The organism is Blautia intestinihominis (genome assembly GCF_040096655.1).
Lineage (GTDB): Bacteria > Bacillota > Clostridia > Lachnospirales > Lachnospiraceae > Blautia_A > Blautia_A intestinihominis.
In genome coordinates, this window is sequence record NZ_JBBMEI010000084.1 from 1 (window position 1) to 13094 (window position 13094).

Sequence of the window (13094 nt, forward strand, 5' to 3'; positions counted from 1 at the left end):
TCGGTAACGACTGGGGAAGACGGAAAAGCAGTTGCTGATAACCTGCCGCTTGGTTCTTACTATGTGGTAGAAGAGACTGCACCGGAAGGATTTGTCCTGAACCATGACAGATCAGAAGTCGCATTTGTCTATGCCAATCAGGATACACCGGTGATTGAACAAGAAGTGACTGTTGGCGATGACCGACAGAAAGTTGCGATTCAGGTAGAAAAACAGGATGCAGAAAATGGTGCAACCGTAGCAGGAGCTGTCTTTGGTATCTATAACAAAGCGGATATCAAGGCAGATGGAAAAGTAATCGTGAAAGTAGACACACTCTTACAGGAAATGACCTCTGATAATAATGGTCTTGCAGTATGTACGCTGGATCTGCCACTTGGACAGTATTATGTGAAAGAGTTAAAAGCACCGGCTGGATTTGTGTCCTCTGATGAAGTTCTGAATCTGAATGCTTCTTACCAGGGACAGGATGTGAAGACAGTAAAACTGAAAACAGTGAAAAAGAACCAGCCAACAACAGTAGAAATTACGAAATCTGATGTAACAACAGGTGTGGAACTGGATGGGGCAAAACTCACCGTTTTTGATAAAGAAGGAAATGTTGTGGATCAGTGGACTTCTGTAAAAGATCAGCCACATGTGATCAAACGACTGACAGTTGGTGAGGAATATACCCTTCGTGAGGAAATGGCACCTTATGGTTATCTGAAAGCAATGGATGTGAAGTTCACGCTGGAAGATACCGAAGAGATTCAGAAAGTAGAGATGAAAGATGAAGTACCGACAGGACTTCTGATCATCAACAAAAATGGAGAGTTTTTGGATAAAGTGACACTTCTGGACAATGTAAAAGGTACTGTGGAGCATCTCTTTGAATATGTAACTGGAAGTCTTACAGATGTAACTTTCGATGTATTTGCTGCGGAAGATATCAAAGCGGCAGATGGTGTCAGCGAAGATTATTTTAAAGCAGATGAAAAAGTGGGAACCATTACCACAGATTCTAATGGTATTGCACAGATGGGAGATCTCCCGGCTGGCAAGTACTATGTGAAGGAAGTAAAAACAGCCCATGGTTATGTGCTGGACAAAGAGCCGAGATATGTTGACCTTTCCTATCGTGATCAGGATACACCAGTTATCACTTATGATGAGAAATGGCAGAATGCCCGTCAGAAAGTAAAGGTTACGGTTCTGAAGAAAGAAAAAGATACAGAACGTGTTCTTGCAGGTGGTGTCTTCGGTCTTTATACCAGTGAAGATATCAAAAATGCAAAGGGTGAGGTACTCCTTGAGAAGGAAAGTCTGATCGAGCAGCGAGTAACGGATGAAAAAGGACAGATTACTTTTACGGCAGATCTTCCGATAGACGGAAAATACTATGTGAAAGAGATCTTTGCACCGGACGGATTTGTTACAACAGATGAAGTACAGGAGTTTACCTTTGAATATGCCGGAGAAGACCAGGCAGAAGTAAGCTACGACTTTACTTTTGAAAATCAGCCAACCACAGTGGAGCTGTCCAAAACAGACCTGACAACAGGTAAAGAACTTCCAGGTGCACACCTGAAAGTAACGGATTCAGATGGCAATACAGTAGATGAATGGACTTCTACGGAAGAATCCCATGTGATCAAAGAACTGGTTGTTGGTAAGAAATACACCATGACAGAGACAAAACCGGCAGATGGATATGTTACTGCAGAAAGTATTACCTTTACAGTAGAGAATACAGCAGAGGTTCAGAAGCATGATATGAAAGATGATGTGACAAAAGTAGAGATCAGTAAGACGGATATCACAGGAGAAACTGAGATTCCGGGTGCGAAACTGACGATTCTCGATAAGGATGATCAGGTAGTAGAGAGCTGGACTTCCACAGAGGAAGCACACTATATCGAAAAACTGCCAATCGGTAAATATACCTTACGTGAAGAGCAGGCACCGAAAGGATATCTTCTGACAGCCGATGTGACGTTTGAGGTGAAAGACACCGGAGAAATCCAGAAAGTGGCTATGAAAGATGATACTGCCAAGGGAAAAGTGATTCTCAATAAGACAGATAAATCGTCAGGAGAACCACTGAAAGGGGTAGAATTTGAACTCCGTGACAGTAAGGGAAAAGTTCTGGAAACCTTAAAGACAGATGCTGCAGGTCATGCGGAAAGTAAGCTGTATGAGATTGCCACATTTAAGAACGGCAAATATGATGCGGCGATCAAGTATTATCTGGTGGAAACAAAGACACTGGACGGATACACACTGGATCAGAGCAAGCATGAAGTGACGTTTGCCTATGCAGATGACAGTACACCGGTCGTGGAAGTCACTTTCAATCTGACAAACGAGAAACCGGAAGTTCCAGAAACACCGAACACACCGGATACACCACAGTCCCATGAAGAGACAAAGATATCAAATGCACCGAAAACAGGTGACAGCACGAATATCTGGCTGCCGATCCTACTTCTTGTAACTTCCACAGGAGGTATGGCAGGACTTTATATCAGCAGAAAAAGGAAAAGCAAATAAGGAAACCAAAATCAATGGTTATGATTGGGAGCTTCTATGTGAGGCTCCCTTTTTCATACAAAAAAATCACAGAAAGGAATAGAAAACTATGATGAAAGCAATGGAAAAAAGACAGGAAGCACGAAAAAACCAGGAGAAAACTTTAAAGAGAATGATGGCTTATCAGAAGAAAGCCGAGCAGATGATCAGCAGAAAAAGAATGAACCATCACATGATCAGAAAGGGGTAAAAGCGTATGATGAACAGAAAAGAATTTTATGAATATGTCAAAGACAATGTAAAGGAGTATCTGCCAGAGTCTTACAAGGACGCAGAAATTAAACTGCAGGAAGTAGAAAAAAACAACGGGTTGAAGTTGACAGGTATTACGATTCCAAACGGAGATCAGAGAATCGTACCGACAGTCTATCTGGATTCCCTCTACCAGGAATATATCCATGGAAAAGATGTAGACTCTTGTGTTGGCGATGTGGCTGATATGCGTATTGAGGCACAGGGAAAAGCAGAATTTTTTGATATGGGAGTTACGGATATTCTGGATTATGAAAAGATGAAGGACAAATTACAGATGAGAATTTGTGATAAGGAATGGAATACCGATCTTCTTGCAGATAAAGTAGTCACAGAACACGGAGATTTTGCAGCTTATTATGCAGTAAATCTGGAGGAAAATGGAGAAGGGATCAGCAGTATTCCGGTAACTGTTTCTCTGATGAACGAGTGGGGAGTATCTGCCGAACAGATTCAAGCGGATGCGATGGTGGCAGACCGAAAACGTGGTGTCACACTTATGGATATGAATGAGATTATCAAATCTATGATTTTTGGTGAAGAACCAGAAAACCTGCTGAATGAAAAAATGGATATGGAAGCCATGGAAAACCCAATGTTCTGTCTGACAAACAAAGCTAAGATGAATGGAGCTTCCCTGTTACTGCAGGAAGATATTCGTAAACAGATTGGGGAATGCCTGGGAAGTGATTACTTTGTCATCCCATCTTCCATTCATGAAGTGCTGATTCTTCCTGATAACGGCATTTTTCAGGTTCCGGAATTAAATGCGATGGTACAGGAAGTCAATGAGACAAAGGTGGAGAGACAGGAGCAGCTTTCCGATAAAGTTCAGTTTTGTGATGGGAAAACGGCAGTTATGGAAAATGCTGAGCGTAGGGAAGCTCGTTTGGAGAAAGAAAAAGCAGCCGAAAAAGCGGAAGTAAAAGGTGGAATCCATGGAAGACTGGAGAAAGCTAAGGCAGAAATCAAGGCAAAAGAGGGAGACAAAGTGCCAAAGAATAAGTCAAAAGAGCTTGCCACAGCATTATAAAGAGTAACAACGATGATTTTAAGGGGACTGTGCTAAGCAGTCCCTGATTTTATGAAAAGGAGTAGCGCATGGCAAATAAATTATATGCAATGGAACAGCTGACGGAAGAGGTGGCAAAAGATGTAGCTGCCAGTCCGCAGGAATGGATGCGGTTCCTAAACACTGCATCCAGACTGTACAAATACACTTTTCCAGAACAGCTTTTAATTTATGCACAGCGACCGGAAGCAACTGCCGTAGCATCCATGGAAATCTGGAATCAGAAGATGTACCGCTGGATCAAAAAGGGATCCAAAGGGATTGCCTTGATTGACAATACTTCCGGACCGAAAACGAAACTTCGGTATGTATTTGATGTGCAGGACACTTATAAAGTGCGGAATCTTGGAAAGGATCCTCAGTTATGGAATCTTCCGGTGGAAGGAGAACAGCTGGTGGCAGATTATCTGCAGGAGCAGTTATCACTGGAAGATACAGAAGGAGGACTTGCTGAAAGTCTGCATCAGGCAGCGAAGGAGAGTATGCAAGAATGGCTTCCAGATGCATTGGAAGAACTGAGACTGGACGTAACAGGGACATTTCTGGAAGAACTGGACGAACAGAATCAGGAAGTCGAATTTCGGGAACTGATGACCAATAGTGTCTGGTATGTATTACTAAACCGGTGTGGACTGGATGCACAGGAATATCTGGATGCAGAGGATTTTCGGCATATTACGGACTTTAATCAGCTGATAGTATTAGGACATCTGGGAAGTGCAGTCAACGAGATCAGCAGACCAGTCCTGATGCAGATTGGACGATATGTGCTGAATAATCTGGAAAATGACCTGAAAACGGTTGCAAAAGAAAAAGAAGTAGTCTATAATGAATTTAACACGTTAATGCGTGAAAGTAATACAGATAACACAGAAGATAGAGAAGAAAAAAAGGAGGAAACAGACTATGAGAGAGATCAGTTACAGCCAGAACGGAGAGTATCAGATTCCAGATATCAGCCTGGAAGAGACGAGAGGAACCATCGGCAAGTACGGAATGATGCGGAAAGAGTATCTGAGAAATCACAAGGTAGCCAGGTTCAACATTCTGACACTGCAGAACCGTCTGGACAGTCATCTGATGGAGATCGACAGCCAGGCAAGACAGAGAGTAGACGACCTGATGAACGAACTTCTGGAGAAAGATCCGGCACCGGACAAGATGGCAGACACAATGGCATGGACCAGACACATGAACCAGATCAAGGCACAGGCAGAGGAGCTGGTGATTCAGGAGATTATTTACAGTTAAGTCTGTTCCCAACAGAAGAGGAACAGTTAGGAGAAATAAGGAAAGCGGCAGCTGCATTGGAACAGCCAGCCGCTTTTCTTATTTCCGATGAAGTGGTAAATGATATTCTCCGCACGGGAAGCGGACAGAAAAATACACTGTTTCATATTACAGCAAGACTGATTGAAGGTCTGGATAATGAAGAAATGCGGAGTTTTCTGAAAGATGAATATGGAACTGGTGGCAAAGGATTTACCATAGATGGTCAGAAAATCAGTATCTGGTATGACAATGATGGTATCCGTATCCGGCGAGGGGACTCTGCCAGAAGAAACTTTGACCGCATGGTTACGTGGGAAGAAGCAGCGAACAGAATTCGGGATATGTATGAGGATGGAAATTACGTGGATAATTTGATTTCCAATAATGCCATTGAACAGGAGCAGGAAGAAATGACCAATCTTCTTGCACTTCATTTTCGGGATACTTGCAGAAACTGGGAAAAGAAACAATCATATTCAGACTGGCAGGATGTAGTGAGTGGAGCATGGACAGATCAAGAGGAAGCAGATGCGATTGTCTATCGTTTTGAATGGCTGCAGAAATATATGGATGAGAATCCGGGAGATTATCACCGCTGGGAGATTCAGCATAATCCGGAATATTTCCAACGCTTTCAGGATCTTCAGAGGGAGCGTTCCTGGGTAGACCAGAAATTTACGGTCGAACGTCCGGCACTATCCTTTATCACACAGGATGAAATTGACGCAGTGTTAAGAAGAGGCGGCATTACTGCAGGAGGACGTAACCGAATCTATGAGTATTTCATGGAACATCATGATATGAAAGATGCAGCTGAGTTCCTGAAAAATGAGTATGGAACAGGTGGTTCCTCACCCGGAATACCAGGAGCAGATGCTTCCGACGCATCCCATGATGCAAAAGGATTAAAACTTGCAAAAGGGAAAATTGGCAGTCCAGAGGTAGAAGTTTTATTAAAGTGGAACAAGGTTGCAGAACGTGTTCGCCAGTTAATCCGCACAGATGATTATTTGTCACCGGAAGAAATGGAAAAGTACGAAGAACGACAGGAAGCACAAAGACTGGCAGACCTGGAAGAAGCACAGCAGATGTTAGGAGAACAGCTGGAACAGGATACTTTTACAGCGGAAGATATAACGGATCTGCGACTAGTTGATTCAGAATATATGTCCGGTACCAGAACAAAAATCTATGATTTTGCTTGCAAAGTTAAGGGAGAAGAGAATCGACTTCAATACACATTAGAATATCATGATGATGGAGAAGGTTTCACGATTCATACGGAAAAAGATGATATTTGGGAGCGAATGTCAACACAAGAATTGGAACGTCTGGATGTAAAACTTGGACAAGAAGTACTTTATTATCATTATCACAACAAAACAGTAAATGCGGATACCTTAGATAAATTACGGGAAATCAAGGAAGAAATCATGGAGGAAGAGTCTTCCTATTTTACTGCTATTTCTAAACGTGTGTGGACAGATTATGATAAAAAAGAAAAAGAACTGTCGGGAGAAGTTGAGGTATTGGAAGAAAAAGAATCATTGGAAGAGATTAACGGAATAGCAGAACTGATTCCAGCAACGAACTTCCATATCACAGATGATGAACTTGGACAGGGAACACCGAAGGAGAAATTCCGAGCCAATATTATGGCTATTCAGCTGTTAAAAAAATGTGAGGATGAGAACCGCAATGCGACACCAGAGGAACAGGAAATCTTATCCAGGTACGTCGGCTGGGGAGGTCTTGCAGATGCATTTGATGAGACAAAATCTGCATGGGAGACAGAATATTTGGAATTAAAGACCGTCCTTACACCGGAAGAATATGCTGCAGCCAGAGCTTCCACATTAAATGCTCATTATACACAGCCGATTGTGATTGAAAGTATGTATCAGGTGTTGGAGAATCTGGGATTTACAAAGGGAAATATCCTGGAGCCATCTATGGGAGTCGGGAACTTCTTTGGAAAGCTTCCAGAGAATCTAAACCAGTCCAAACTCTATGGAGTGGAACTGGACAGCATCAGTGGCAGAATTGCTAAACTTCTCTATCCAGATGCCAATATCCAGATCAAAGGCTTTGAGAAGACGGATTATCCCAATGATTTCTTTGACGTGGCAATCGGAAATGTGCCATTCGGTGCATATAAGGTCAATGACCGTCAATATGACCGCTACAATTTTATGATTCATGATTACTTTCTTGCCAAGACTATAGATCAGTTACGTCCAGGTGGTGTAGCTGCGTTGATCACAACAAAGGGAACTATGGACAAGGAATCACCGGAAGTCCGGAAATATTTGGCAGAGCGTGCAGACCTGCTGGGGGCTATCCGACTGCCGAACACAGCTTTTAAGGCAAATGCAGGAACAGAAGTCAGTGCTGATATTTTGTTTTTCCAGAAGCGTGAGAGTTTCACAAAAGAGATGCCAGACTGGGTGAATTTGGAGAGTGATGCAAATGGGATTACCATTAACAAGTATTTTGTTCAGCATCCGGGATTGATTCTTGGTGAGATGAAAGAAGTGTCCGGTCCGTATGGTATGGAAACAACCTGTGCTCCAATGGAAGGAGCTGATCTGGAATTACAGTTACAAGAAGCTGTAAAACACATCAGAGGAAGCATGGTAGCGGCAGTAGATATAGAGGCAGAACTGGATGAGATGCCAGAGAGTATTCCGGCAGATCCGAATGTCCGAAATTACAGCTATACGGTGGTAGATGATCAGGTATATTACCGTGTCAATTCTTTGATGAATCAGGTGAAAATGCCTGCAGCCACTGCAGAACGTGTAAAAGGCATGGTTGCAATCCGTGATACCGTTCGTGAACTGATCGCCATGCAGATGGAAGAATTTGTCACAGACGAAGAAATCCAGAAACAGCAGAAAAAACTGAATCAGGTGTATGATACCTACACAGCAAAGTATGGAGTTATTGGAAGTAATGCTAACAAACGTGCATTTTCTGATGACTCTTCTTATTGTCTGCTGTGTTCCCTGGAAGACTTGAATGAAGATGGAACATTGAAGCGGAAAGCGGACATGTTCACCAAACGAACCATTAAAAAGGCGGTCGCTGTGACAAGTGTGGAGACAGCCACAGAAGCACTTGCTCTGTCCCTAAATGAAAAGGCTAAAGTAGATCTTCCATATATGGCACAGTTGACCGGAAAGACCGAAGAGAAAATCACAGAAGAGCTGGTTGGAGTTATCTTCAAAAATCCACTGACAGACCAGTGGGAAAGCGGAGATGAATATCTGTCTGGAAACGTCAGAGATAAATTAAATACAGCGAGAACTTTTGCAGAGAATCATCCGGAATTCACACCGAATGTGCGTGCATTGGAGGCAGTTCAGCCAAGAGATCTGGAAGCGTCGGAGATTGAAGTGCGTATTGGAGCCACCTGGATTGAACCTTCGGATTATCAGGATTTTATGGTGGAACTGCTTCATACGCCGAGGTATCTTGCACAGAAGGAAATACAGGTAAAATTCTCTGAGGTAAATGGTGAGTGGAGGATTACAGGAAAGAACGCCGACAGTCCAAGAAATGCGTTTGCTTATGCAACGTATGGAACGGAGAGAGCAAATGCCTACCGGATTCTGGAAGATACCTTGAATCTAAAAGATGTTAGAATCTATGATAAAGTCGTAAATGACAATGGGGATGAAGTGCGAGTTTTGAATAAAAAAGAAACTATGTTGGCATCACAAAAGCAGGATGCCTTGAAGGCTGCATTCCAAGATTGGATTTTTAAGGATCAGCAGAGGAGAGAAAGGCTGGTAAGCGTGTACAATGAGCGTTTCAATAGTATCCGTCCCCGTGAATATGATGGTAGTCACTTGAGTTTTCCAGGAATGAATCCGGAAATAGAGCTTCGTCCGCATCAGAAAAATGCAGTCGCACATCAGTTATACGGTGATAATGTGCTTCTGGCACATGTAGTAGGAGCTGGGAAGACTTACGAAATGGTAGCGGCGGCAATGGAGAGCAAACGTCTGGGATTATCACAAAAGAATCTCTTTGTTGTGCCAAACCATTTGACAGAGCAGTGGGGAGCGGAGTTCCTGCAGTTATATCCAGGAGCAAATATTTTGGTAGCAACCAAGAAAGACTTTGAACCGGCAAACCGAAAGAAGTTCTGTGCCAGAATCGCTATGGGAAATTACGATGCTGTTATTATTGGTCATTCCCAGTTTGAGCGTATTCCAATCTCTGATGAGAAACAGGAAGCCATGCTTCAGAGGCAAATTGATAATCTGGAAATGGCAATCCAGAGTGCAAGGTATGAACAGGATGGTGGACGTTATACCGTCAAACAGATTGAAAAGACAAGAAAAACATTGCAGACAAGGCTGGAGAAACTGAATCAGAAAGAGAAAAAAGATCAGGTAGTTACGTTTGAAGAACTGGGAGTGGATCATTTATATGTAGATGAAGCACACAGTTATAAAAACGCATTTCTTTATACAAAAATGAGAAATGTAGCCGGGATTGCACAGAATGAAGCACAGAAGTCGGCGGATATGTTTAATAAATGTCAGTATCTGGATGAGATTACCGGAGGAAAAGGCATTACCTTTGCTACGGGCACACCGATTAGCAACAGCATGACGGAATTATATGTTATGCAGAGGTATCTGCAGAACAGCAAATTACAAAATATGGGACTTGGACTGTTTGATTCCTGGGCCTCCACCTTTGGCGAGGTAGTCACGAGCATTGAGCTTGCACCAGAAGGAACAGGCTACCGTGCAAAGTCAAGATTTGCAAGATTTTATAATATTCCGGAACTGATGAATATGTTTAAGGAGATTGCAGATATCAAGACTTCCGATCAGTTAAAGCTTCCTGTGCCAGAGGCGGAATATGAAACAGTGGTGCTGAAACCAACGGAACAGCAGAAAGAAATCGTAGAAAGTCTGGGGGAACGTGCAGAAGTTGTCAGAAACGGAGGGGTAGATGCTTCGGTTGATAATATGCTGAAAATTACCAATGATGGAAGAAAATTGGCATTGGATCAGCGTTTGGTGAACGAATTATTGCCAGATAATCCAGAAAGCAAAATATCAGTCTGTGCAGAGAAAAGTTATGAGATCTGGAAAGACACGGCAGCACAGAAATCTGCACAATTGATTTTCTGTGACTTGAGCACACCGAAAGGTGATGGCAGTTTCAATGTTTATGATGACTTGAAGCAGAAACTGATAGCGAAAGGTGTACCGGAAAAAGAGATTGCTTTTATTCATGATGCAAATACAGAAGCAAAGAAGACGGAGCTGTTTGGAAAAGTGAAATCCGGGCAGGTTCGTTTTTTGATTGGCTCAACAGCAAAGATGGGTGCCGGGACCAACGTGCAGGACCGTCTGATTGCGTTGCACCATCTGGATATTGGCTGGAAACCATCTGATTTGGAACAGAGGGAAGGGCGTATTATCCGTCAGGGAAATCATAATAAAAAGGTTCATATCTTCCGGTATGTAACTGAATCCACATTTGACAGCTACATGTGGCAGTTGATTGAGAACAAGCAGAAATTCATTTCTCAGATTATGACCAGCAAAGCACCTGTGCGAAGCTGTGAGGATGTGGACGAAGCGGCACTTTCCTATGCAGAGGTCAAAGCTCTTGCAACCGGAAATCCAGCAGTAAAAGAGAAGATGGCATTGGATGTTGATGTGGCAAAATTAAAACTTTTAAAAGCCAACCACATGAATAACCAGTACCGCCTGGAAGATGATATTGCAAGGAATTTTCCACAACAGATTGCAAAACTGACAGAAATCATTGACAGCTACAAGGCAGACATCGCTCATTACTCAGAGCATAAAATCACAGATCCAGAGCAGTTTACTATGGAGATTGGCGGCAAAGAGTTCACAGAAAAGAAAGAGGCAGGAGCAGCACTTCTGGCGGTATGTAAAGATATTAAAGCTGTAGATGCTGCGATGGATATCGGAAACTATCAGGGATTCAATATGAGGATTCAGTTTGATGGATGGAGTAAAGAATTTATTCTATCTGTCAAACATGAGGCTGTCTCGAAAGTTCATCTTGGAGCAGATGCACTTGGAAATATTACTCGTATCAACAATCTGTTGGACAGTTATCCAGAGAAGCTTTCAGAAGCACAACAAAGACTGGAAACAGTATATGAACAGCTTGCAAATGCAAAAGAAGAGGTTGGAAAGCCATTTCCAAAAGAAGAGGAGTTGAACCAGAAACTGGAGCGACTGTCAGAATTAAATGCATTGCTCAATATGGATGAACGGGAAGATGCAGAAACAGAGGTGTCTGAATCAGATGAGAAAGAAGAAAGACCGACACGTGGTTCTATCCATGAAAAACTGCAGATTTATAAAGAAAAGAGTCAGCGGGAAAGTGAAACTGGCAAGGAAAACAGAAAACGGGACTTCGGTCTGGAATAAATAAACAGGAAAGATGGCATAATTTGGTAGAAGAAGGTTCTGCCTGTTATGCCATTTTTTAGAACACAGGAGGAATTTGAATGGCGAGAAATATGATAACAGGAAAAGAAACGCAGAAAATGCAGGAATATACGCAGGAACGGATTGCTCAGGCAGAGCGTAGAGATATAGAATTTTCAACAGATGTAAAAGAACAGATTTTTGAATATGCGAATCTGATCGGCGAGGAAGAGAAAGTTAGGAATTTGGTAAGAAATCTGGCAGATGCAGTGAGTCAGGCAGATCAAGAAGGTGTAGAGGATTTGCTGGATGACGCAAGAATGGATATTCAAGAACTGCTGGATCCAACCATAGGTAAGCTGGAATTACGTGACTATGGATATACAGCAGAAGATATGGTGCCACTTAGAAAAGAAGCAGCCTTGGATTATCACAGAATGGGTTCTAAGATTTATTGCCTTGGAAGTGATGGCAGTAAAGGTGAATATGCGAGTAAAGAAATGATACAGGCACACGACGGTTTGTTTGGAATGGAATTGCAGATGTGGGAACGGATAAAGGATAACAACCTAGATTATGCAGAAGAAAATTTAGGAGCATTTCAGGAGCCTATGAGTGTCATTGAGCAGGAAGAAGCACTGAAATTATACGATGCAGGAGCAGATATCTATCTGATCACTAATTTTTCATCACCGATGTATGTCACAGAACGTATGGAAATTGAACGAGGACCAGAGCATTATCAGATGTCTATGACAGAACTGGAGCGTTTCCGTAACCTGGAATGGGAAATGCAGAAATATCCACAGATTCAGTCATTGAAAGAAGCAAACCTGTTGTTAGGAACAAGAAGGGTATTTGGTATTTATCAGATCCGGGATGATTCACCGGGCGAAAACTATGCTTTTATGAATATGAGTTTTATTGAAAGTCATGGTATGAAGATAAAAAAAGAAGATTACAAGCTGGTCTATGTTGGTGAATTATCAGGAAATATGTCACTGGATGATATTTTTGAAAGGTTCAACATTGATAGACCGGAAGATTTCCGTGGGCATTCCCTGTCTGTCAGTGATATCGTAGTTCTGAATGACGGGGAAAAAGTAACTGCTCATTTTGTAGACAGTATCAGTTTTGAACAGCTAGATTCTTTCCTGAATCTGGAAGAACAGGTCCTTAGTGAACTGGCATATGAGGTAGGAGAACGTTACTTTGCTATTCAGAGAACAGAAGAAGGATATGATTATTCCTTTTACGATGAAGATTTCCGCTTGATGGATGGTGGCGTTTATGAGAATGATGAAATTTCTATTGAAGAAGCGGCGGAGGAACTTTTGGAAGACGAAGGCTGGACTGGAGAACGCATCCGTGGAGATTATGATCGGTTGATGGAGAAAGTAGAAGAAATGGATGAAGTTGTAATGGCAGAGATTCAGAAAAGCCAGGGCGAATATAAGCCATTGGCAAAGGTGGAGGAACTGGAAGAG

5 protein-coding genes are annotated in these 13094 nt (G+C 42.4%); all 5 read left to right on the plus strand.

All coding sequences use genetic code 11. The annotated features are described in order from the left end of the window. Window positions 1-2532: SpaA isopeptide-forming pilin-related protein (locus tag WMO75_RS16740; protein ID WP_349078561.1), on the plus strand; the 2532-nt coding region annotated here is incomplete at its 5' end. Between the two features lie 88 nt (window positions 2533-2620). Then, the gene (locus WMO75_RS16745) at window positions 2621-2761 is read left to right on the plus strand and encodes a hypothetical protein (protein WP_166460071.1); all 141 of its coding nucleotides are present in this window, start codon (window positions 2621-2623) and stop codon (window positions 2759-2761) included. Between the two features lie 6 nt (window positions 2762-2767). Beyond that, on the plus strand, window positions 2768-3856 hold the full coding sequence (locus WMO75_RS16750) for a DUF5688 family protein (protein WP_118018855.1): 1089 nt from the start codon (window positions 2768-2770) through the stop codon (window positions 3854-3856). 68 nt (window positions 3857-3924) lie between these two features. Further along, window positions 3925-11607 carry a helicase-like domain-containing protein gene (locus WMO75_RS20130; RefSeq protein ID WP_349052800.1) on the plus strand — a complete coding sequence of 2561 codons (7683 nt, stop codon included), beginning with the start codon at window positions 3925-3927 and terminating at the stop codon, window positions 11605-11607. A gap of 80 nt (window positions 11608-11687) precedes the next feature. After that, window positions 11688-13094, plus strand: a 1407-nt coding sequence (locus WMO75_RS16760; protein ID WP_349078563.1) for a YodL domain-containing protein, incomplete at its 3' end; no start/stop codon positions are given.

What these genes read in the sequence shown, in the direction of transcription:
- WMO75_RS16750 (WP_118018855.1), top strand. Translation starts at nt 2,768, where the DNA reads ATGATGAACAGAAAAGAATTTTATGAATATGTCAAAGACAATGTAAAG.
- WMO75_RS16745 (WP_166460071.1), top strand. Translation starts at nt 2,621, where the DNA reads ATGATGAAAGCAATGGAAAAAAGACAGGAAGCACGAAAAAACCAGGAG.
- WMO75_RS20130 (WP_349052800.1), top strand. Translation starts at nt 3,925, where the DNA reads ATGGCAAATAAATTATATGCAATGGAACAGCTGACGGAAGAGGTGGCA.